Here is a 24,193-nt window from a genome sequence, read left to right on the forward strand (position 1 = left end):
TAAAGACTTGAGTTATAAAAGAATCGAAAAGCGACATTTCCCCCATGGGGGAAACCCTATACCTAAAAGTCTAATGGGGTATGTCTTTTGAATAACAATAGTGTTGCATTTGATTTGACAACAGAGGAATTCTTTATTTCTATTGAAGCTTTTAACTTTTGGAATCACTTTCTACTATATAAAGTCTGATATTATTGTATAATGTATTATACTCTTAATTCAAAGGAGGATTTTAGTGAAGATACAAGAGAGTTACTTTAAACTTGATCAAGTCCCTGGCCTTTGGCGTAGTACTGTTGGACTTGAGCGAGAATCTTTACGTGTTAACCATGATGGGAATATATCTAAGCACCTTCATTCTCCTGATTGGGGAACTCGTAAACAACAACCTTATATACAAACTGACTTTGCAGAAAGTCAATTAGAATTAATTACACCCCCTACTGTGTCAATCAGTGAACTACAAGATTGGTTAAGCTCCTTCCATCAAATCGTCGCAACAACGAATGAAGAGAACGGAGACTTATTATGGCCGTTTAGTACACCGGTAATTATCCCAGAGAATACTGAGGATATTAAGATTGCACAGTTAGAGAAGATTGAAGAGTATAATTACCGGGCATTTCTAGCCGAATTATATGGTAAGCATGTTCAATTAATTTCTGGAATTCATTATAACTTCCAAATTAATCCTGATATCGAACATGATTCATTTGAAGCTCAGTCTGATTATGACGATGAATTGCAATTCAATAATAAGATTTATATGCATTTAGCTAGAAATTATTTCCGCTATCGTTGGTTACTAACTTATCTCATAGGTGCTTCACCTTTTGTTGCTCCTAACTATGCGACGAACTTATATGGTAAACCTCATGCAGAGAGAATGCGTTCAATTAGACAAAGTCGTTATGGTTATCAGAACAAAGAGTCTGTTGTGATGAACTATGATTCTTTAGAAGACTTTGTTACTTCTATAGAAGATGCAATTGATTCTGGTGCTCTTTCTTTAGAGAAAGAATTGTACCGTGATGTTCGTCTCCGTGGAGGAGCGAATGCCCGAGAACTTTTAGATAAAGGAATTAGTTATCTTGAATTTCGTAACATCGATTTGAATCCTTATCATCCTCATGGGATTGATGATGAAACAATCGCATTGGTTCGTCTTTTTTTAATTACACTTTTATTTATCCCAGATGTAAAATACGACACTGAAATCTTAAAAGGAACTAAGATGAATTATGCAACTTCAGAAGCGGACGCTTTAGATGCTCCAATGGACATGGATGAAGCTAAATGGTTAGTCACTGCTATGCGCGAAGTTGCCGATCAATTATCTAACACAGATAATGTCTCTTCTATAGTAGATAAAGTTGAAGCTTCACTTGAAGATCCTTCATTAACTTTAGCTGGACGCATTGTTGAAGAAGCAACTGACTATGATAGTTTCCTTGAGATGGGCTTACGCCTTGCCAAAGAACATCAAGAAGTTTACTTAGATAAACCATACTTATTACATGGCTTTGAAAATCTCGAATTATCAACACAAGATGTGCTTAAAGAAGCAATTAAAACGGGTATTAAAGTAAGAATCATTGACGGTGAGGAAAATGTGATCGAATTATCTTTCCAAGGACAAACTGAATACGTTAAAAGTGCAAATATGACTCGACTTGATTCTTTAATCAGTTATTTCTTAATGGAAAATAAAGTCGCAACGAAAGTCTTACTCGATGATGCTGGTCTTAAAGTCCCTTCAGGAACATCATTTAGTAACATTGAAGATGCGAAAGCATACTACACTTCCCTACCGGATAAAGCTATTGTAGTAAAACCTAAGAATACAAATTACGGTTTAGGTATTACAATCTTCAGAGGTAAACCGGGTGAAGAAGATTATATTGATGCTTTAAACTTTGCCTATAAGGAAGATCATACGGTTTTAGTTGAGGAGTATATAGAAGGAACTGAATTACGCTTCTATATTCAAGATAACCAAACCATGGCAATTGTTGAACGTCGCCCAGCTCATATCATTGGAGACGGAATGTCTACCATTGGCGAGTTAATTGATGAAGTGAACAAAAACCCACTACGTGGACGTGATCATAAAGCACCTTTAACAATCATTGAAAAAGGTGAAATCGAGACCCTTCAATTAAAAAACTATGGATATACTTTTGATTCTGTACCAGAAGATGGTAAGACAGTATATTTACGTGAGAACAGTAATGTGTCGACCGGTGGAGTTTCAATTGATCGTACCGATGATACGCATGAAGGTTATAAGAAGATTGCTGAAAAAGCTTCTCAATTACTTGAAGCAAGCTTCTGTGGTGTAGATATCATTATTGAAGACTACACTAAAGAACCTACTCAGGATAATTACGGTATTATCGAAGCAAACTTTAATCCGATGATTGCGATTCACCGCTTCCCAGGCGAAGGAACACCTCGTCTTTTAGGAAAAGCAATGTTAAATCAATTATTCCCTGACGTTTATAATAGAGGGTAATATTACAGTCGTACATTTACACAAACTTTACATTTCCTTTATTAGAGCGTATGCTTCACTGACGTATAATAGCGTTAGTGAAGTATTTTTTATAAAGGAGCAGATTGGATGATGAAGTATTTGAGATATGTCGTAATCGTATCACTAAGTCTCACTGGCTTAAGTGGAGCTACACCTGTTTTTGCAGACGACGTTAAGTCTTTAGCAGAAGAAGAGAATAGTGTTTTCGTTGATGCTATGCTTAACGAAGAAGTTTATTCAGTAGAGAAATTACATGAAACCTTTGGAGAGCCTAGCTCAGAAGAAGAACTTGATGATTCTACTTCGCGTCAATTTTTCAATTTAGAAAGAGAAGATGAAGCGACAAGTTTAGAAGTGATCGCGGATATCTCAACTGAAGATGCCGAAGAAGTGATTAATCTGACATTTAACATCGATTTCGAAGATGTCGTATATGAAGATGCGGATGCTTTTTCCGATACCTACTCTGAATTAGTTGATCATGCTTTAGTGTTGCACAATGAAGGAACCGTGATTGTAAGAGATCAAGTGGTTGAAACGTTGGGTGATCCAACTACAATTACCTTAGCTGGTTCTTATGAATTATTAGTTTATTCAGTTGGTGATAGTGATTCAAGTACTGATTACATCGTTGTGTTATTAGATGATAAAGTTTATGCTTTAAATGAACATTCGAATGCCGATGGTAATCTTGAGAAAGACTTCGACATCACACCGTCTCAATTGAATCAACTTTCACACACGAGTGGAGTAACTTATAACGAAATGGTTGATCAAATTGGACAACCAGATAGTATCTATCATGACTTCCCTAACTCTGTTATAACTTACGTTTGGTATTCAGATACCGATGAAGATTTCTCAGAAATCAGTTATATCACAGACTTCCGTGATATTATGGTTGGTATTGGTCATCAATTACAAGGTGAATAATTAAAAATAGCCCCGCTGATTTGTTATAACGCAAATCAGCGGGGCTTTCTTTATGTTTTTATGCGAAGATTAAGTTAACAATCTCTTCTAAAGTCGTATTTCCAAAATATTTATTCACATCAACATCAGCTAAAGCTTCTGTCACTGCTTGGCGTTCATATCTTACGCCATTTAATTTCTCTTCAACATCTTTAATATTACCTAAACCAAAGAAGTCTCCATAAATACGTGTATCTTTAATGATACCTTGGCTCACATTGAAGCGAATATCAACAAAACCGAATGGGAATTTATGACTTTGTTCAACATCAAAGTCCGGTGATTTACCGTAATTCCATTCCCAGTTTCCCATACGTTCTTCACGTAGTTTATAAACGCCTTCCCAAATCTCATCTGTTAATTTTAATTCAGGGACGTCTTCACGTTTGTCTACACCGAAAATTTCTAAAAGAATTAAATCTCTAAACTCTTCTGTTGAAAGATCACGGTATTTTTCATCCACATATGGTTTGATGTTTGTGACACGTGAACGTACAGACTTAATACCTTTCGATTCGATTTTAGCTTTTCTTGGTTTTAGAACGTTATTTGTCTCGTCTAAGTCTGAATCAAATAAAATAGTTCCGTGAGCTGTCATTCGACCATCTTTAGCATACATAGCATTTCCAGAGAATTTCTTCCCATCAATGAGTAAGTCATTACGCCCTTCTAAAGCTGCTTCCGTTGCTCCCATCTTATGTAAAGCTTCGATTATCGGTTCCGTCACACTCTTGAAGTCACGGAAAGTTCCGTCATCATCTTTAATAAAGCAGAAACAAAAGTTTCCTAGATCATGATACACTGCCCCGCCACCAGACATACGACGAACGACTTGCACATTATGTTCGTCAACATATGATTGGTTAATTTCTTCCGTCGTATTTTGGTTACGTCCAACGATAATTGAAGGTTCATTAATATAGAATAGCAGAATTGGTTCGTCAACTAGACGATTTTCTACTAAATAAGTTTCTAGTGCAATATTCAGACTGGCATCATAATTATTACCATTATCCACAAAAATCATAGTTGTTATCCTCTTTCTCTAAACATTTTCTTTAATTGTCGCAACAGTTTCTGTATTTAACTCATCTAAAATTGCTGTCACTAGACGAACTGTATTCTTGAAGTCATCTTCATGAATCACTGAAGTTGTTGAATGTAAATAACGAACTGGAACGGTAATTGCGATAGATGGAATACCTGCTTGAGCTGTATGAATCGATCCAGCGTCTGTTCCTCCACCTGGAATAAATGTATATTGGAATGGAATGTCATGTTTTTCAGCAATGTTTACGACAAAGTCACGCAAACCTTTATGTGAAATCATTGATGCATCAAAGACAATGACTTGTGGCCCTTTTCCTAATTCACTATCCGCTTCTGCTTTGGTCATACCTGGCGTATCTCCTGCAGTACCCGTATCTAAAGCAATCGCAATATCAGGGTGAACTAAGTTGGCGGCAACTTTTGCACCACGTAACCCAACTTCTTCTTGTACGTTTGCACCTGAGAATAGTACAGTGTCATGTCCTTTTTCTTTTGCATATTTTAAAACTTCAACCGCAACAGCAACACCAATACGGTTATCCCATGCTTTTCCTAATAAGAAAGGTGTGTCGTTTAGACGACGAGTTTTAATTAACGGTGTAATCATATCACCAGGACGGATGCCCATTTTTTCAATGTCTTCTTTTGATTGTCCTCCAACATCGATAAAGATATCTTTCATATCAATTGGCTTTTTACGCGCTTCTGCTGTCAATACGTGAGGTGGTTTTGATCCAGTAACCCCTTCGATTTCTTTACCTTCTCTTGTTGTTATAACTACTTCTTGTGCGAGTACAACTTGACTCCACCAGCCACCAATCGTAACGAATTTGATGAATCCTTTATCAGTGATTTCACTGACCATGAAACCAACTTCGTCCATATGTGCTGCCATTAAGACTTTAGGTCCTTCTGCATCTCCGGTATGTTTACCGAAGATCCCTCCTAAACCATCTTGAACGAATTCGTCCACATAAGATTCAGTTTCTTTCTTGAAAAGTTCACGGACTTGCGTTTCATTTCCTGCAATTCCATTAACTTCTGTTAAGTTTACTAATAATTCTTTATTCAATTCCATACATTCATTTCCTTTCTGATTTTCCTTCATACTGAATATTTTAACACGTTTTCATTATAAATAGTGATTATAACACTTAATAATTTGTTATTTCCTATATAAAGGTTTACTCATTGATTTTGACGATTATTTTTCCGATATTCTCGTTGTTTTCCATCATCTCATGCGCTTTTGGTAGCTCTGAGAAATCGAGTACTTCATGAATAATTGCTTTGATTTCCCCTGATGCAAAATGCGGCATGACGTTCTTCACGAACTCTTTCGTTAACACACCTTTATAAGCATTGCTTCTTGGGGTCAAGAGCGTCCCCTTAAGATGAATGCGTTTCTGCATAATATCAAAAATATTAAATTGCTCCACTTCAGATCCACCTAGTGTCCCAATCAGTATCCATCTCGAATCGACCTTGGCACTTTTTAGATTTAAGTCATAATAAGAAGCTCCAATAAAGTCTAAAATAACGTCAACACCTTCGTCATTTGTTTCTTCAAGCACCCGTTTGGCGATATCTTCTTCTTTATAATTAATCGGAAAATCAGATCCTAATTCTTTCATTTTCTCTAATTTCTCTTTGCGACTGGATGTCGATAAGATTTTGGCGTCACTTAATTGCTTGGCCATTTGAATTGCGGCTGTTCCCACTCCACTAGCACCTGCATGAATTAAAATACTTTCACCTTTTTTCAACTCACCTAACCAGTACATAGTTTGATAAGCAGTTAAAAATACTTCTGGAATCGCAGCGCCTTCTTCATATGTCAAATTCTCTGGTAAAATCATCGCGAACTCTGCGGGCATCACTGCGTATTCTTGATACGATCCTTGAATGACTAAGCCAGCAACGCGCGTTCCTGGTTTTAGGTCTGTTCGATCAGAGCGGTTTTCAATTATTTCACCTGCAACTTCAATTCCTAACACTGGATACGGTGCTTCTAGTTGTTTGTTCTCTCGCGTAAGAATCTCAGTTCGGTTAATACCGAAAGCTTTTACTTTAATTAACACTTCACCATCTGCTGGAAGTGGCGTCGGACGTTCTTCTTGAATTAATTTATCTACGCCACCTGGTTCAGTAATTGTCCATGCTTTCATGTTATTCCTCCTAAGTGATTGTATTATCATGGATAAGTTGTTCATCCTCTCTCCTATGATATCAAAAGTACTAAGGCAAACAAAAATCTTAGCTCAAAATAAAAAACCGCTATAAAATAGCGGTTTGAGTTTGAATATATTATTTTGCTTTTAATGCAGCCATTGTGATGTAGTTGTAAGGTTGGTTGAAGTGAGGTAAGAAGAAAATATCTGTTAACTTCAACGTATCAATCGTTACTTTTTGTTGAATGGCTAATGAGAACATATGAATCGTTGCTGACATGTCATAACGTGAAGCAATTTGAGCTCCCACAATACGGCGAGTTCCTTTTTCAAAAACAATACGGATCTTAACTGTTTCATTATCGCTCATGTAAGGTGATTTTTGTACATCTTCATGCTCAACATAATCCACATCAATACCAAAACGTTGGCAAGCTTTTATTGAGTATCCAGTTGATACTAGGTTTAGACCAAAGATCGAAATACCGTTTGATCCTTGAACACCCACGTGTTCTAAGTCAGTTCCAGCAACGTTATGTCCACCAACGATTCCTGAACGAACAGCGTTACTTGCTAATGCGATGTAAGCTGTATCTTGTAATGCATTAGAGTAAACTGTCGCACAGTCACCAATTGCATAAACATCTGGATCACTTGTTTGTTGGTGACGGTCTACTAAGTAAGCTCCGTTCGCAAATAATTCTAAATGATCTTGTCCTAAATCATTGTTTGGACGGAAACCAATAGCGTTAACTACTAAATCAACGTCATAGTGACCTTTATTTGTTTTAATTGCTTTAACACGACCTTCTTCACCTTCATAAGCTTCAGCTAATTCACCAAAGTGTAAGTCTAAGCCGTTGTCAGCTAAGTTTTTATCCATTAATTGAGCAAACTCTTCATCATAATAGTTTGATAATGATGTAGACATTGCATCGAATAATAATACTTGTTTACCGCGACGTTGAATTGCTTCTGCAATCTCAACACCAATATAACCAGCACCGATAACAGCAACTTTTTCAATCTTGTCACTATTTAACTCTTCATCAACCGCTTGTCCTTCTTGGAATAATTTAAGGAAGTGGATTCCGTCTAAGTCTTTACCTGGTACATTTGGTTCAATTGGTTTAGAACCAGTAGCTAAGATTAATTTGTCATATGACTCTTCAATCTCTTCACCATCTTTTGTTACAGCATGAACAACTTTATTATCGTAATCAACACGATCAACCGTTGTTTCCATTAAGATGCGAGCACCTTTATCTTCAAAATCTTTACTCTCTGTATAGAATAAATCATTACGATTTTCTACTTCGCGAGCAACCCATAAAGCAGTACCTGCTCCAACATAACTAATGTTATCATTTTTCTCAATTAATACTACTTCATGACCTTCGTACTCATCAAGTAAAACATTCGCTGCAGCAATCCCCGCATGGTTAGCACCAATAATTACAACTTTCATCAATTATTTCCCCCTAATATACCTTTTTAAATCTAATAAGTACATCATATCACAAAGTAATTTAAAATTTAAGTTAAAATATTATGAGTAACTTTGTGAAAACAGCTTGTTTATTGACATAACAGAGTTTCCATCCTATTCAATATCCTTATAATAATTGCTTATAGGCTTGTGAAAATTGAATTTAAGTTATTAACCGCTGTTACAAAATCCTTTTATTCCAAAGTTTATAATCTTTTAATCATTACTTGTAGGCAATTCCAGAAATTCAGGTTTGTAAAAATTTGCAATTTAGCGAACACAATGAATAGTTTGTGAAATAGATTATTATGAAATGTTAAACTCAATAATGTAACAGAGTTGGCATTGGCTGTGAATTTTGGAATTATAGGGATTTAGGTCCTTGAGAATTTCTCAAAGATGGTTTTTCGCAATTTGGTGCCCTTAAATTTTCTCAGGAACACAATTATCATTCCAATTCAAAAAAGCGCCCAACATTGTTGAGCGCTTCCCTATTTAATCTGTCTGTTTTTTGTACCACCATGGTACATATAAGAAAATCATCAACATCGCCACTGCGATCCAAGCCATAATAATATAAGCTAACTGAAGTGTTAGTGGCTGAGTCAATACAGCAATCACTGCATACACAAGCAATTGAATAAAGGCAATGACTAAAGATGTTCCTTGAAATGCTTTAACAATAGACCCTTCTCGGTTTGGATAAATAATTTGGAAAGGTTGATTACTATATAATTTCATCAATGGAACTAGCTGGATAAACGTGAGTACATGACTCAAGACACCCATTCCTAATAACATCCAAATATTACTTGTCATCATGATCAGTACAGAAATAAATAACGTCACACGTAACCAAACACCACTGTATGCATTATTTCTAAATATAGCTCTCAAGAATAAGAATGAATAGCGGTTATTATTCAAGTTCTTCATGAATGACAGTACCCCATCTAAATATGGACGGCGTTTAATCGATGGTCTCAAGTGAGGTACATCCGCAAAAATCGAAATCCACTTATATAAACTTGCCTCACGACGCGTCTCTTCTTCCACAATATGATCAAAAGCCACCCAGCGGTTACTTCTTTGAGTCATCGCCCAGGCGATATAAACAATCAAGAGTAAAAGCATCACCAAAGGTATGTATATATTAAATGTCACAGGTAAACTAAACGTTATGAATAACGCGACTGCAACTAATAAAGTATGATGCCATCTGGATAGAGGTCGCCCAATAATCTGAGCGAAGCCTAAATTAAAAATATCTAAATACAGTAACGAAAAGCTGACTGCTTTGAAGGCAACCATATAAAGAATCAGCAACCAACTTTGGCTCAAACTCCAAACAGAAATCAAATCTAGAAACGGCATGATCATTGCTGTTCCGAGTGAAATAATAATCGCTGGTAAGACTAAAGATACTAAAGCACCTTTTAACCAATAACTATGCCACTCTTCTCCTAGAGCAAACAAATAACTTTTGTCAGGATCCTTCGTAAACCATATCGGCTGTCCAAATTGAAATATCGTTGCCAACCAAATGACAACACTCAGGATAATTACCCATCGAATAACACTTAAGTCTAAAGCTTGTAATTGAATCAGTAATTCACGGTAATACAATGCACCAAAAGCTAAGATCACTAGCAAAATAATTGAAAAGTGATCATTCATGATTAGCCTTGCGTACTTACCAATTTCCTTTAAGTAATTTGAAAAGCGCTGTTGCCATAAGCTTTTGAAGTCACCCATTAAAGCGCCTCCTCTTGCTCAGTCATCGCGATATAAATATCGTCTAACGAAGCTTCCGGCATCATAAATTGCTCTCTCAACTGCGAGACATTACCTTGACCGATTAAAACTCCTGCTCTTAACATTAAGAAGTAATCGCACAACTCATCCGCAATACTCAACACATGCGTTGTGAATAAGATAGCTGTTCCATCAGCTGCACGCTCTTTTAATAAATGAGTAAAATCACGAATCGCAATGGGATCTAAGCCTAAGAATGGTTCGTCAATTATTAAGATTTTTGCGTCTGTAATTAATGCACAGACTACCATCACTTTTTGCTTCATTCCTTTTGAAAAATGCGTTGGGAACCAGTTTAAGTTCTTGTCAAGTCTAAACATCTTCAATAAAGGTTCTGCACGTTGCATGGCGACATCAACAGGAATGTTATATCCAAGCGCCGTCATTTCAATATGCTCTCTTAAAGTCAATTCCTCATATAAAATCGGTGTTTCTGGAATGTAAGCAATATTTTGTGCATAATCTTTATGGCTATCAACAATTGATTGGCCGTTAATCTTCACTGACCCTTGTTGTGGTTCTATTAAACCAAGAATAGTTTTTAATAACGTTGATTTTCCGGCACCATTTAATCCGATTAAACCAACGATTTCTCCAAATTTAATTGAAAAATTAACATCTTTCAATACAGGTACTTGTCTGTACCCACTAAATAAATTATCTACTTGTAATGTCATTATACTCTCCTTTATTACAGTAAAGTTACTTAGTCATTATATCATATCCATCCGAACTTAAGATGAACTGACAGCGACTAATTAGTTGTTTGGTTTGGGTCAAGAATAATGCGCCAAATTTTTAAAGAAACATTTAACTTAGAACGCACAGAAATTTCTTCATAAGTTCCATCTGCTCCAATCACTAATACTTCATTATGCGTCGAGTTAAAACCAATGCCTTTATTTGATACATCATTAGCAATAATCCAATTCGCATTTTTCTTTCTTAATTTACCTGAAGCATACTCAGATAAATTCTCAGTTTCGGCCGCAAAGCCAATTAAAACTTGATTCTTCTTCTCTTTACCAAGTGTTGCGAGGATATCTGGGTTCTCAGCGAAATCAAGTTGGAATGAATTATCATTACCTGCTTCTTTCTTAATCTTTTGATCCGCACGGTTAAGGACACGATAATCGCTTACTGCTGCAGCCATCACGACATAATTCGTATCCAAAAAGTATTTATTCAACTCTTGTTGCATCTCAACAGCAGAGTCCACATAAACTGCTGTAATATTATGAGGCACCTTTAAATCACGTTTAGTTGAGATTAAAGTAACGTCCGCTCCATAAAAACTTGCCGCTCTTGCCATCGCATACCCCATCTGACCAGATGAATCGTTTGAAATGTAGCGTACAGGGTCAATTCTTTCAACTGTTCCACCGGCAGTTACCACAACTTTTTGTCCTTCAAGCCATTGTGGAGAATTATGACGCATATGTTGGTACTCAACCATCTCAACAATGTCTTCTACAGACGGCATACGCCCTTTTCCACTATAACCTTCAGCTAAAAATCCTTCGTCAGGTTCCATAACGACATAACCAAAAGACTCTAAGCGACTAATATTCGCTTGAGTTGCTGGATTATCAAACATTTTAGTGTTCATTGCCGGAACGATCACACGTAAATTATTTACTGCCATTAATGTACTGGACACAGCGTCATCTGAAATACCATTAGCCATCTTTCCTATTATATTCGCTGTTGCTGGTGCAACTAAAGCAAGATCTAACCAATCAGCAATATTAATATGTTGAATCGATGTAGGATCATGTTCATCAAAAGTATCTGTTAGTACTGAATGTTTAGTTAATGTTTGTAAAGTTAGTGGTGTAATAAATTTCTGAGCACTTTCACTCATAACCACCCGAACGTTAGCTCCTTTTTTAATTAATTGGCGCGCTAACTCACCCATCTTATAACTGGCAATTCCGCCGGTAATAAATAAACCTATATTTACTTGATTTAGCATTATCACTCACTCCTTGTCATTATATTAATTGTAAATGATATTGGACGGACTGACTAGTCATATATACTCTTTTTGCTTTATTCTATAAAAATGTGCACATAAAAAAGACCAAGCCGAAGCTTGGTCTTAAAGTCTAATTATTTAAAATTAGTTTTCTTTTTTGAATGAAGGTGCTACTAAACCAACACCAGCTAATACTGCTAATGCAGCTGCTCCAAAGATTGCGTATGATGAAGACTCACCAGTTTCTGGTAATTCTGCTTGTCCAGAACCGTTGTTTGATCCACCGTTGTTAGATCCGTTTCCGTTGTTAGATCCGTTTCCGTTGTTTCCTGGTTTTTCTTCTTCAGGTTTTTCTTCTTCAGGTTTTTCTGGAGTAGGTTTTACTGGTTTAGCTCCTTCAACACCATCATTTTGTTCTTTTTCTAAATCTTCACGTTCTTGTTTAGCTTGGTCTAAAGTATCTTGTAATTGAGAACTTTCGGTTCCACGAACGCGGTCAATAGTTTCGATTTCTTCTTTAGTTAAGTTTTCTAAGTTAGCGTTTGAGTTAATGTTTCCATCAACAACTGCTTGGTGTAAAGCTAATTCTAATTCAGCAATTTCTTCTTCGTTAACTGCGTGTGCACGTTGTGCAGTACGTAATGCTGCATATTCGCTATCTTTAGTTGCTAATGTAGAGTTAACTAAAGCTTCTGCGTTAGCTAAGTCAGTTTGTAATTGACCTTCTGTAGCAACTGCATCATTGTAAGCAGTTTCTGCTTCATTGTAAGCATTTTGTGCGTCACCTTGGATACCGTATTGTTTGTAGATGTTTTGTGCATCTGTGTAAGCAGCATCAATTTCACGAATTGTTTGTTCGTATTTTGCTTGTGTTTTAGTATCTGCAGCAGATTTTTCAGAGGCAGCTTTAGCTGTTCCTGATACTTCGTTTGCTTCAGCTGTTGTAAAGTTTGCTTGAGCAACACCTTGAGCTTCTTGCGCTACAGATAAACGAGCGTATGCAGCAGCTTCTTCATCTTCAGTTACAACAAGAGATCCATCTTCAATAGCAGCAACATCAGCTTGAGCAGATGCTAATTCTTGGTTAGCAGAAGCTAAAGCGTCAGCAGCAACTTGTTTAGAGTTTGCTAATTCTTGAACAACTGAGTCATAAGCGTATAAGTTAGCAGCTTCTTCGTCTTCTTTAACTTCTAAAGCAACACGTTTTTCAGCATCAAAGTCACGGTTTGTTAAACGTAGAGCTTCTTTTAATTCGTTAAGTCTTGTAGCTTTTGCACGACGGACAGTAGTAGCTTCAGCTAATTCTCCGCGTAATTCGTTACGTTCTGCAACTGCATCGTTGTATGCAGCTTCTGCATCATCATAAGCTGATTGTGCAGCAGCGATATCAGCACGTAAAGTGTTACGGTTTGAAGCTGCAGTGTTAATTCTAGCAGCAACTTCTTGGATGAAGTTTAAGTATTCAGTTTGTGACATGCTTTCGATTTGGATGTTATGTGGATCATAAGTTTTACCATCGATTACGAATGCAGCGTTTGCTGTTGTAACACCAACACCTGCTAATGTAAGAGCAGCTGTAGAAATAGCAACTAATTTTTTAAGATTTTTCATTGAAAAATTCCTCCTGTTTTTTGAGTTTTAATTTTAAAACTTTCCTAAGCGACATTTCAACTGGCAAGTTTAACATGCCTAATTTGATAAACTTACCAAAAGCTCATCCTTTAAATAAATAAAGAATTTCTTAAGTTCATCTTAAGAAAACTATACCAAGATTTATTTTAGTCGTCAATCGTTTACGCAAGATGATACATTCTTGTAACATTCCTGTTAAATTTGACACTTAATAAATCCTTAAGCTTCTAAACAATTACTGACTTGGTCATGTATTATCCTCAGAAACTTAGAACACAAGTACTCAGTTCCTTATGCTATGAATACATTATATCGTATCTCTGAAGAAAATCAACAATAATTTAAGAATTTCTTAAACTTTTTAAAAAGTCTTACTCTTGATCGTAGTAATATAACTCTACGTCACCTGTTTCAGCATCTTCAAACGCTTCTATATTACGCATTTCTGGATCAGTATTACTTGTCCAAACATGTCGAATTTGATGACCTCCAGCAAATACATGTTCTACAATATTAGCTTCACCTAAACTATTACTTAAGTTTTCTATCGACAATTCTTCTGTCGCCACTTCGAATAACTCTTCAATATTAATCGGGAATTCTTCATCTAATTGTGGAGTTCTTACGTCATACTTCATTGTTGTGACGATATTACTTTCAGTATCCACTTGTATCGTTAAAAGTATAACTTGCTCACCTTCTATTGCATAATAATCATAGTAAGTTGAACTTCCGGCTTCTTGTACACTCGTTGGCTCACCAAACATTTCAGTTAATTGGTCAGTTGTTACTGTCAATATGACACCATCGACCATTCCAGTTAATTTTTCATAACCATTTGTGATCGTTTCTCCATCCAATAATAATAATTGATCGTAATTTTCTGGAGCAAATCTGTCCGTAAATTGATTTGTTGATTCTTCTTCAGCAGTTTCTTCTGTTCCTTCTTCAGAAGGCTCTTCAGTCACTTCTGCTTCAGATTGAATTTCAATTTCTTCTATATATGTAGCAATTGAATCTTGTAATTGATTTAGTAATGAAGTTCCCTCTGCTTCACCTGTTGTATGATTTAATACATACTCATTGTCTAAAGTAATAAACTCGTAAGCTCCTTCAGTTGCACTTGGTGTCGCAATTGTAGTGTAAGTTACATCATTTGATGATAACTGATATAAAGCAGTTACAAATAAATCTTCAGCATACAAGCCGGCATTTTCTTGGTCAACTAAGCCTTGTATTGTTTCTGAACTTACTGGCTCACTTGTTGTTTGCGCAGTACTTGCTTGTAGGAGTGCTGATCCAATTAAGTTTCCAGCTTCGTCACCGATTAAGATGATTTGCGTTGGTACAGCTCCTTCTTCTTCTGTTTCTTCTGAGTAATTGAAGACTAATACATTTTGTCCATCTTCAGTTGTCGTTTGTTCCGGAACAACATTACCTTCAAAGTTTGTTAAGATTTCATCAAAAGTACTTCTCATTGTTGCTGTCTCTGAAGTAATATCATTTAGTTCAAAGTCATTGATTAATGATTGATAATCTTCCCAAGCTAAAGCAAAGTTAGGATCGTCTAGCGAATCAACTAATAAAGACTGTAAATTTTCTAGATTTGTATTTACATCAAACTGATTTGCTAAATTAGTATCCTCAGTTTCATCGGTTGGTGCAGATACCGGTGTTCTTGATACAGTTCTCGGTGGAACATAAGAACTTGGCGGTGTTACTGGATAAGTTGGTTCAGGTTCTGGCTCGGGTTCCGGTTCTGGTTCTGGCTCGGGTTCAGGCTCTGGTTCGGGTTCGGGTTCTGGTTCCGGTTCTGGTTCTGGCTCTGGTTCTGGCTCTGGTTCCGGTTCGGGTTCGGGTTCGGGCTCTGGCTCGGGTTCTGGAACTGTTGTCTCAACAGGGGGTGTCTCTCCTTCACCTTCCTCAGCCAAAACAACTGTAGCCATCGATCCAACAATTAAATTCGCACTTAGTAAACTTACGACAAGGGTCTTTAAAGATTTCTTCATCTATGTCACTCCTTCATATTGTATGTAACAATTATATCATCATTCTTAACTTAAGGTAGTCAAAGCACAAGTTTCTTATAAATAATTCTATATATTTAAATAGACAGTTGTACACAACAAGAAAAGAGGCTTTCTCAAGCCTCCTTTTAATAATGCTAATTAATCATCGAATTCAACGTTTAGGATGTCTCCTGTTTCTGCATCGATTTCAATGTGTAATTTGTTATCATCATCGTCTTGATCTGGATTTTCTACACCATCAATTTCTATTTCCCAACGGACTCTTCCGTCATCGCTATCTAAGTCCCAATCAGTGATTGTTCCTTCGCCAGCTTCTTCTAAAGCAATTTCAGATGCTTCATCAATGGTGATTAAGTCTTCTAAGACTAATGCTTCACCATCGTTATCATTATCGTCTTCATTATCTTCATCGCGGTCAGTAATTTCTACTGGGTCTACGCTAAAGTCCACTTCGTATTCAATATTATCTTCAAATCCATGAATCGTAATTCGGTATTCTTCATTTCTTAATTCAACTTCTAACTCTTCTATTTCTGCATTAGGGTATTCTTCTTGGAATAGTGCCACTGCATCATTAAGGGCTACTTGTAAGTCACTCTCTTCAGTTTGGGCTTCATCTGTACTTTCAGTACTTTCTTCTGAGCTAACTGATTCTTCAGAAGTAGATGCTTCTTGAGAATCATCTTGGGCAGACACGTGTGGCGCAACGGCAGTTAACATTAATCCGGCCATTCCTAACAATGCAAAACTTTTCAATGATTTCTTCATTATTGTATCACTCCTAATATTTTTTTGACTACAACTCTATTATATAACATTTCATTAGCAACTCAAATAAGACGCATATTATGTGCAAATTATATATTGCCATATATATGACATTTTAAAAATATTTACGAATGTTTTTCTGTCTACAGCTGCTATTTTATATAAAAAAAGCCACCGCTATGGCGACGTTTCATAATTTCTGAATTAATTCTCTTCTTCTCCTACGATTTCAGCAATTTCTGCATCTGGCATGTCTTCAAATTTACCGAATAAGACAATTAAGAATGAAACTCAGAATGCCAGGATCATTACAATGATCCTGTTAATTAAGTTTTCAAATGGTCCATCTGGAGAGATAAAGGCTGGAAGTGCAGCAATTTCTGGATTTACAAAGGCATAAGAATAGAATTCAACAATACCGGCATAAAATCCTCCGGCTAAACCGCCGATAATACTTGCGATCATTACGCGTTTATAAGGAATGGCGATACCATATAATGCCGGTTGCGAAACTCCTAAAGCAGCTGTAACAACTGCTGTCACTGAGTATTGCTTGTAACTTGAATTGTTAGATTTAATCATGACTGCTAATGCTGCACCAGCTAAAGCTAAGTTGGACTTGTCGTTGGGTGTCACATGAATAAGGCCACACAGGCTGCTAATACTTGGTTTGTATTAAATACTTTTGCCGCTGGATAAGCGAGTAGGACAGGCAAGAAGTAGAGCACTGCACCCTGAGATAGTTTCTAGGATAATATATTCTGCGCGACCTTCTTGGTTCAATCCGTATGTATGTAACAAGAATGTGAATCCTTGTAGAATACCAGCCGCACTTAAGGCTACTAAGTTTGGTGCGAATATATTTTTTAACCATCTAGTACTTTATTCAAGATGGTCCCCTGTTTCTCGTCTTTCACGGTCGTCATAAATAATCCTCCATCAATGTTTTTATAGTGGGCACATTATATTGATTTCACTTTCAAAAATCTACCGTTTTTCTATAGTAAATGACTCTCGCTGTAAAAAAGAACTCGTACTTGAATTGCCTCAAGTACGAGTTCTAAATTAGAATTCAATTATTTATCGTCCTCATGTTGATCTGCGTTTACGCCTTCTTCATCTGCAGGTGGATTATCGTCGTGTCGACGCATCTCTGCTTCAAATTCACCTAATTGATGACCTTCTTCTTGGTCTGCATAACCATTTGTGTCTTCTGGGCTTAGTGTATTAAAGTTTTGAGGGCCTTTATCTTCTGCTCCATACTGTTCAGGGTTTACGCCCTCTTCATCTGCTGGGGGATTATCGTCATGTCGACGCATCTCATCTTCAAATTCTCCCAGTCTCGGATCATTATTCGAACGGTTTGATACCGAACGTTTGCTGTCTCCTACTCCCATGAAATCACTGCGCCTCCCTTCAGGCTCTCTTTCCAGTCTTGTTTCTTCACCTTTTAAATAATCATCTTCATCATGGTAGTCTGTGGATGAAGTCGGTGTAGCTGCTTCTTGATTTGTTTGGTAATACTGTGAATAATCCGATGAGTCACCCATATCTCCAGCAACGCCACCTTCTTTTCTATCCGCACGTAACTTTTCATCAGCTACTGGATCTTCTGTGTAAGTAACGTCATTTGACGATTTGTTTGCTACATCACGGTCAGATTGCGGTTGCTTATTAAGATTTGTATAGTGGGCTTCTGCTTCTTCTGATTCTAGTGCAGTGTCTCCTGCTACTTTGTTACTTTCATCGTATTGAACATTTTCAGTGACAGTATATTGACGGGCGTCTGGGTCAACTTGTGAGTCTACTTGAGTGCTATCTTTTTGATGCGCTTTAGAGTAGTCAGTTTCTGCACCCATATCACCTGCGATAACTGTTGCATTTTCTGAATCAGTTGTTTCATCTGGTGTTGGATAGTCATTCCTTTGTGTGAATGTCTCTACTTGGTTGGGATCATTTTCTTCCATAACATTTACGTTCGTATCCACTGAAAGTGCTTCGCCTTCATAAGTCTTCTCTACGACGACTAATATCTTGTCGTCATCAAGTTCATCTTTATAACCTTTTAAATCAACTGGGAAATTCTCATCATCACCGTCGTCAGATCCAAAGAAATCAGCGATTCGATTCCAAAATGATCTATGGTCATCGTCATCATCATATTCTTCTAACTCAACGACATTCGCGGATTGATTTGCTTCTTCCACAACATCATCGTCTGCATAGAGTGAGATTGCACTCACAGGTATTCCGGCATCTGTTAAATTTTGAACTGCTTTATTCGCTTCTTCGATTCTGTCATAGACTGCATATACAAATTTTTCATCCATGGTAGTTCCCCCTTAAATAGTCTCTTACTTATTATAAGTATTATACCGTGGTATCGTTTTCTATACAAACAATACGACAGCAAGTCATGAAAAGGCTTATCATTTCTTGCTGTCAGAATTGTTATTATTCATTTGTCATTGCGTTTTTATTCTTCCATTAAATCATAAATTTCTTGTGGGTCAATGCCAATAGCATTTGCGTAATCTTCATTAACAACGAGTTCTAAGTAGTTAGCTAACTCTACTGGTGTTGTTGCTGGGTCAAGGTCTTCATCGATAATTCTAACTAACATCTCGGCCGTTTGAACACCAAGTTCATAGTAATCTAGTCCGTAAGTTGCTAGACCGTTTTCTAAAATCATATCATTCGATCCACCGATCATTGGAATACCCGCTTCTTTTCCGATTTCTCCGACAAGTGCCATCGATGCAGCGATATAGTTATCTGTTACTAAGTAAATTCCGTCCACTTCTTCATTAACTAAGGCGTTCATCGCTTGGCTAATATCATTTGTTGATGAGATTGTCTTAATGACTGGTTGAATGCCTTGCTCTTCTAAGATTGGTACTGCGATATCGACTTGGTATTGGGCATTAATTTCACTCGAATTATAAATTAAACCTATTTTTTTTGCTTCTGGTACTAATGGGAGTAAAATTTGATTGATTTGTTGTTCAATGGGACCAATATTTGTTGTTCCAGTTAAATTGCGTCCTGGTTCTTCTAAGGTATCCACCACGCCGGCTCCAATTGGATCCGCTACAGATGAGAATAAAATGACCTTATCTTGAGTTGTATTTGCTAAAGCTTGTGCAGATGGTGTCGCAATAGCGAATAAATAATCACTTTCTGCTTCAATACTGCTTGCGAGTGATGGAAGTTGGCTAACTTCTGCTGCAGCGTTCACATAATTGACCGTCAAGTTTTCTCCTTCAACATAACCTAATTCTGCTAAGCCTTCAATGAAGCCTCGGTAGTTTTCATCCAATGATCCATGGGCATTGAATTGTAATATCCCGACGCTAATGGGTTCGCGTTCTTGTGCGCTGGCTGTTGTTGATGAGCCGTGTAGGATACTCATTAATGCTAAGCTGACAACTAATAATAGGTTAATAATTTTTTTCATGTTAATTTCTCCTTTTTGATTTGACTAAAAGCGACAAAAAAACCTAGCGAGAAATATAATCTCGCTAGGCAGGAAGAAATTAAATAGGTCCCTCAATGAAGAACGCATCTTATCTCACACTCGCAAAGATTATAATCTCTAGAATAATCTATGCGGGCTCCACACTTTTTTAGCACCTCATAGATACAAACAAACGCTTGTACGTGTTTGTATCCAATTAGGCAAGATACAAACACTATCTAAAGTTGCTAAAAAAGAAACGGTTAAGTTGTGAAATAAGTTTTGAATTCATCTTTAGTCCTCCATTGATTTGTTAATTAGAATTATACAGCTTACATTAGAGTTTGTCAATCAATTTTAATCATTTTATCATTTTCATTATATTAAGTTACGCCTAATAGCGAGATACTGCTTTTTTAAGCATCTGGATCACCTTAACCTTTCTTTATAGTATCGGTCAAAAACAATCCTTTTCACTCCCTTCAGCATGCCGTATTCAATAGTAACACCAACTATGACTTCTTTCTAAGCCTTTGAGACACATAAAAAGCCTCTACGCACCACGTGCATAGAGACTCGTTTGGAATGTATGAATAAGTTTAGAAAGACCACAAATACTCTCAGTTCTATCTTTTCGCACTGAGGTTTTGTTTGTGTGTAATTGTGAAGTTAAATGAAGCGATAATGAATGAGCCACGAAATTCTTATGATTAGTCTTTATTAGGTTTAAAGTCATCATGAAAATCACACTCACTCTCATTGTTTGCTCATCTTTCCTTCATAAATCTATTGTATTACAACGACCTATGATTGTAAAATAAAACACACCCTATTTTAAGTTAATTTCCCGATATTTTCCGGCCATTCAATGATTGGTTTTTTCTCTCTTTCTAGGTAATCAATGACTGTTTTGCCATCTTGATCAAATTGCAGCATGCAATAATACACATCATGATAGAAGATTAGTTTATAACCGTTCTCAAAGGCTTCGGGTAACCACTTTTGCTTTGCAGCGATAGTGTCCATAGGATAGTCATCGTAACTACTTACCCATGCTGGATTCATTGACGCTACGGTAAGGAGTAAATCTGACAGATGGAGTAGAACTTCGTCTTCTTGAGTCAATTTAACTATTGCTAAGCCATTTGAATGCCCGCCTGTATGAATCATTTCAATGCCTGGAGCGATTTCAATCCTATCTTTGAAGACTTTGACTTGTTCTTGAATGGGTTCCCAGTTTTCTTTGAGGTAGGTTCCTTTAGTACGAACGTTGGGATTTTTCACTTCTTTCCATTCGATCTCTGTCATATAAATCGTAGCATTCGGAAAGACTGATTCAAAACCCTCCTCAGTTGCGCGAGTTAAACCACTCGCATGGTCATTATGCATGTGTGTCATGAGGATGACGTCGATGTCTTTAGGTGTTAAATTTAGTTGAGACAAACTTTCTGTTAGTCTTGTTTTATTTTGAACACCGATATTACGCCAGTCTTTTTTATTGAACTTATTCGTTTCAAATCCAGCATCAATTAAGTAATTGGTGTTTTTAAATTGAATAAGGATAGGGTCTTCAACGGAATTCATTTGGTTATGATCATTATTTGGATACTTTTTAGACCAGACGGCTTTAGGCACCGGTCCGAACATGTTCCCTGCATCATTCAGTGTTGAAGTTGATTCTAACCAAGTCAGCGTCATATCCTGGAATTTTAATGTATTCATATATTCACCTTTCTATGTAACTGTTTTCATAATCATTGTAGCATAAGTTCTGTGGCCTCTCCTTAATTTTTACTTATAGTGGCTATTATTTATGGTAAACCTTTGTTGTCTTTAAAGGCTTTTTAATGTAAACTATATAACGCTGTTTAGATGATGACTGAATAGTACTATGGCACTTCAGCAGAATATGCTCCTGTCCTTTGGCCGTAGTTATTACTAGCATAGCAATGCTATGACTATAAAGGAGATTGATAAAAATGGGAAATAATCATCATGTCGATAGTTACTCTAGTTTTGATACACAAGGTTTAGTTAAGGCTGGATTAGTGACTGCATTATATGTTGTCATTACCATGTTCGTTGCTCCAGTGGCTTATGGACCCATTCAGTTTAGAATTTCAGAAGGTTTAAACTTTATGGGACTTTATAATAAACGCTACATCGCTTCAATTACTTTAGGGGTGCTCATCGTGAATGCGATGCAATCTACGATTGTTGATGTGGTTGTCGGTAGTTTTCACACACTGGTGTCATTAGTTTTAGCGCGTTATTTAGGTAATTTAGCGGTGAAAGCTTTTGGTAAGAAAGTTAAAGACCCAATGATTATTCGTTACGGTGTGATGACTCTTGTCTTTACATTTACAATGTTCATTATCGCGGCTATGTTAATGTATATGGGCTTTGCGGACTTCTTCTGGGAAACTTATGCCTTCTTAGCTTTATCAGAGTTTATCGTGATGACCATCGGTGGATTAATTATGTATTATTTAATTGCACCACGCATAGATTTTCATAAATAATTTATAATAAAAAGCTCCCTGTCATTTTAATGTCCTGGGAGCTTATTTTTTATTGCTTAATGAATACTTTTAAAAATGGAATCGCGTCTTTTACATATGTGGCAGGTTCTTCTGCATCTTGGTCATCAAACCATTCTTGTGATAGCGAGAATAATCCTGATGCGAATAAGGTTGCTATTTTGTGAATTTCTTCTTCATCGAGTGATTCAAAGTGTTTCTTCAATTGTTGTGAGTGAATGACTTTAAGTTGATCCACGACTAATTGGTTGATTGTCACAATGTATGAGCGTTGGCATTGTGTGGCCAAGCGCATGTGGAAGGAACATAACTTTTCAAAAAGAGAGACAATGTAGTCTTCATTTAATTGAACTTCACTATACTCTTCACGATTCAATTTCAGTTGGACATCTTCAAATAAAGCTTTCTCCATTAAGTCATATTTGTCTAAGAAATGATTATAAAAAGTTGCTCGGTTTATTAAAGCTTCTTCAGTAATATCTTTGACTGAAATATTTTCGAAAGGTTTTCTTTCTGATAATTGTATAAATGACTCGATGATGGCTTTGCGTGTTCTAGCGACACGTGGATCTATTTTGGTTTCCATATCTATCCCTCACTAACTAGTACTTTGTAGTCATTTTATCATAAGTGTGATTAAAACAACACTAGGTGGGTATTCTCAAATAACAAAAGACGAGTCCTTGCGGATTCGTCTTTTTGTGTTTAATTTAGAATTCTTGATACTCTGCTGGATTTTGATCTTTCTGACGGCCATCTTCATGAGACATAGAATTGATCTTAGCTACTTCACCTTCAGATAAATTGAAATCAAAGATATCAATGTTCTGACGCTGTCTTTGATAATTTCCTGATTTTGGAATAGGTAAAAATCCTCTTTGGATGTGCCAACGTAAGATGACTTGATATGCCGTTTTATTATGTGCTTGAGCGATAGCTGTAATTAAATCATTCGACATCATGTCAGCCGCTCTTCCGACTGGGCTCCAAGCTTCTGTAATGATACCTTTAGATGCATCATACTCACGTTGTGCTTCTTGATTGAAGTTTGGTTGCGTTTCAACTTGGTTTACTGCTGGTAAAATACCTGTTTCTTTTTCCAGGCGGTCAATATGTTCAGGTAAGAAGTTGGATGTCCCAATTGAGCGAACAAGTCCTAGTTTTTGTGCATCAATGAGTGCTTGCCAAGCTTCGATATATTTATCTTCTTTTGGATTTGGCCAGTGGATTAAGTATAAGTCAATATAGTCTAAGCCAGTTCGAGCAATCGATTCCTGAATCGCAATCATTGCTTTATCATACTCATGGTAACGGCCGGGCAATTTAGACGTCAGTGTGATTTGATCACGTGACACCCCACTATTACGAATCGCTTTACCTACAATTCCTTCGTTTTCGTAATTATAAGCAGAGTCAATTAAACGGTAACCAGATTGAATCGCCGTTTCAATTTGACGCACTCCTAATTCGCCTCGTAAACCGTAAGTTCCTAAGCCAACTTTAGGAATCGCAAACCCATCATTTAAAATATAATTTTCCATCAATTACAATCACTCCTTTAACCATAATAGTATCACGAAAGCGCTGCTGTGACTAACTTTATGCGCTACTGGGAAGGGATGGTGTGTTTGCGGGGCGTCGTGAGGGAGCACGACACTACAAATACTACTGTTTGAAAAATTTATGTATTACTAAATAAATAAGCATTAATATTTAAATTCAAAAATTATATAACATAAAAAAATAGTACGCATC

At 36.7% G+C, this 24,193-nt stretch carries 19 protein-coding genes; 3 read left to right on the plus strand and 16 right to left on the minus strand.

The genetic code is table 11. The features are described 5' to 3' along the window. The first annotated feature begins 235 nt into the window (after positions 1-235). Together gshAB and FEZ33_RS07020 are read left to right on the plus strand one after the other, a co-directional pair. Entirely contained in the window at positions 236-2,515 is a 2,280-nt protein-coding gene (gene gshAB, locus FEZ33_RS07015) for a bifunctional glutamate--cysteine ligase GshA/glutathione synthetase GshB (RefSeq protein ID WP_171031320.1), read from the plus strand. Between the two features lie 108 nt (positions 2,516-2,623). After that, positions 2,624-3,469 (plus strand): hypothetical protein, encoded by an 846-nt coding sequence (locus FEZ33_RS07020; protein WP_138404693.1) that lies wholly within the window; start codon positions 2,624-2,626, stop codon positions 3,467-3,469. Between the two features lie 58 nt (positions 3,470-3,527). On the opposite strand, the gene lplA is transcribed toward FEZ33_RS07020, so the two are convergent. From lplA to FEZ33_RS07090, 14 genes are all read right to left on the minus strand, one after another. Beyond that, positions 3,528-4,535, minus strand: coding sequence for a lipoate--protein ligase (gene lplA, locus FEZ33_RS07025; RefSeq protein ID WP_138404694.1), 1,008 nt, complete (start codon positions 4,533-4,535; stop codon positions 3,528-3,530). Positions 4,536-4,553: 18 nt separating this feature from the next. Continuing rightward, complete coding sequence (locus tag FEZ33_RS07030; RefSeq protein ID WP_138404695.1) at positions 4,554-5,636, minus strand: M42 family metallopeptidase; 1,083 nt, start codon at positions 5,634-5,636, stop codon at positions 4,554-4,556. A 106-nt stretch (positions 5,637-5,742) separates the two neighbouring features. Continuing rightward, positions 5,743-6,726 carry an NAD(P)H-quinone oxidoreductase gene (locus FEZ33_RS07035; RefSeq protein ID WP_138404696.1) on the minus strand — a complete coding sequence of 328 codons (984 nt, stop codon included), beginning with the start codon at positions 6,724-6,726 and terminating at the stop codon, positions 5,743-5,745. Between the two features lie 139 nt (positions 6,727-6,865). Continuing rightward, a complete protein-coding gene (gene nox / locus FEZ33_RS07040; RefSeq protein ID WP_171031321.1) occupies positions 6,866-8,197 on the minus strand; it encodes a H2O-forming NADH oxidase in 1,332 nt (443 codons plus the stop codon). 516 nt (positions 8,198-8,713) lie between these two features. Beyond that, on the minus strand, positions 8,714-9,973 hold the full coding sequence (locus tag FEZ33_RS07045; protein WP_138404698.1) for an ABC transporter permease: 1,260 nt from the start codon (positions 9,971-9,973) through the stop codon (positions 8,714-8,716). Then, on the minus strand, positions 9,973-10,710 hold the full coding sequence (locus tag FEZ33_RS07050) for an ABC transporter ATP-binding protein (protein ID WP_138404699.1): 738 nt from the start codon (positions 10,708-10,710) through the stop codon (positions 9,973-9,975). Before FEZ33_RS07050 ends, FEZ33_RS07045 begins: the two co-directional genes overlap by 1 nt. Positions 10,711-10,787: 77 nt before the next feature. Then, positions 10,788-12,008 (minus strand): bifunctional phosphopantothenoylcysteine decarboxylase/phosphopantothenate--cysteine ligase CoaBC, encoded by a 1,221-nt coding sequence (coaBC, locus tag FEZ33_RS07055; protein ID WP_138404700.1) that lies wholly within the window; start codon positions 12,006-12,008, stop codon positions 10,788-10,790. 147 nt (positions 12,009-12,155) lie between these two features. Continuing rightward, positions 12,156-13,622 carry an LPXTG cell wall anchor domain-containing protein gene (locus FEZ33_RS07060; RefSeq protein WP_138404701.1) on the minus strand — a complete coding sequence of 489 codons (1,467 nt, stop codon included), beginning with the start codon at positions 13,620-13,622 and terminating at the stop codon, positions 12,156-12,158. 392 nt (positions 13,623-14,014) lie between these two features. After that, entirely contained in the window at positions 14,015-15,652 is a 1,638-nt protein-coding gene (locus FEZ33_RS12585) for a hypothetical protein (RefSeq protein ID WP_212746680.1), read from the minus strand. A gap of 159 nt (positions 15,653-15,811) precedes the next feature. After that, on the minus strand, positions 15,812-16,441 hold the full coding sequence (locus tag FEZ33_RS07070) for a PepSY domain-containing protein (protein ID WP_138404702.1): 630 nt from the start codon (positions 16,439-16,441) through the stop codon (positions 15,812-15,814). A gap of 291 nt (positions 16,442-16,732) precedes the next feature. Then, on the minus strand, positions 16,733-17,077 hold the full coding sequence (locus FEZ33_RS07075) for a PTS sugar transporter subunit IIBC family protein (RefSeq protein WP_138404703.1): 345 nt from the start codon (positions 17,075-17,077) through the stop codon (positions 16,733-16,735). 440 nt (positions 17,078-17,517) lie between these two features. Further along, positions 17,518-18,771 (minus strand): midas domain-containing protein, encoded by a 1,254-nt coding sequence (locus FEZ33_RS07080; protein WP_138404704.1) that lies wholly within the window; start codon positions 18,769-18,771, stop codon positions 17,518-17,520. 146 nt (positions 18,772-18,917) lie between these two features. After that, positions 18,918-19,898 carry an ABC transporter substrate-binding protein gene (locus FEZ33_RS07085; protein ID WP_138404705.1) on the minus strand — a complete coding sequence of 327 codons (981 nt, stop codon included), beginning with the start codon at positions 19,896-19,898 and terminating at the stop codon, positions 18,918-18,920. An 834-nt stretch (positions 19,899-20,732) separates the two neighbouring features. Beyond that, the gene (locus tag FEZ33_RS07090; RefSeq protein ID WP_138404706.1) at positions 20,733-21,620 is read right to left on the minus strand and encodes an MBL fold metallo-hydrolase; all 888 of its coding nucleotides are present in this window, start codon (positions 21,618-21,620) and stop codon (positions 20,733-20,735) included. Between the two features lie 257 nt (positions 21,621-21,877). Here FEZ33_RS07090 and FEZ33_RS07095 point away from each other — a divergent pair, with 257 nt between their 5' ends. Then, positions 21,878-22,420: a QueT transporter family protein gene (locus FEZ33_RS07095; RefSeq protein WP_138404707.1), complete on the plus strand. Its 543-nt coding sequence runs from the start codon at positions 21,878-21,880 to the stop codon at positions 22,418-22,420. Between the two features lie 49 nt (positions 22,421-22,469). On the opposite strand, the gene FEZ33_RS07100 is transcribed toward FEZ33_RS07095, so the two are convergent. Both FEZ33_RS07100 and FEZ33_RS07105 read right to left on the minus strand, forming a co-directional pair. After that, the gene (locus FEZ33_RS07100; RefSeq protein ID WP_138404708.1) at positions 22,470-23,024 is read right to left on the minus strand and encodes a TetR family transcriptional regulator; all 555 of its coding nucleotides are present in this window, start codon (positions 23,022-23,024) and stop codon (positions 22,470-22,472) included. A gap of 124 nt (positions 23,025-23,148) precedes the next feature. After that, the gene (locus tag FEZ33_RS07105; protein WP_138404709.1) at positions 23,149-23,979 is read right to left on the minus strand and encodes an aldo/keto reductase; all 831 of its coding nucleotides are present in this window, start codon (positions 23,977-23,979) and stop codon (positions 23,149-23,151) included. Positions 23,980-24,193 lie beyond the last annotated feature (214 nt).

This window comes from Ruoffia tabacinasalis (genome assembly GCF_005864045.1).
Taxonomy (GTDB): Bacteria; Bacillota; Bacilli; order Lactobacillales; family Aerococcaceae; genus Ruoffia; species Ruoffia tabacinasalis.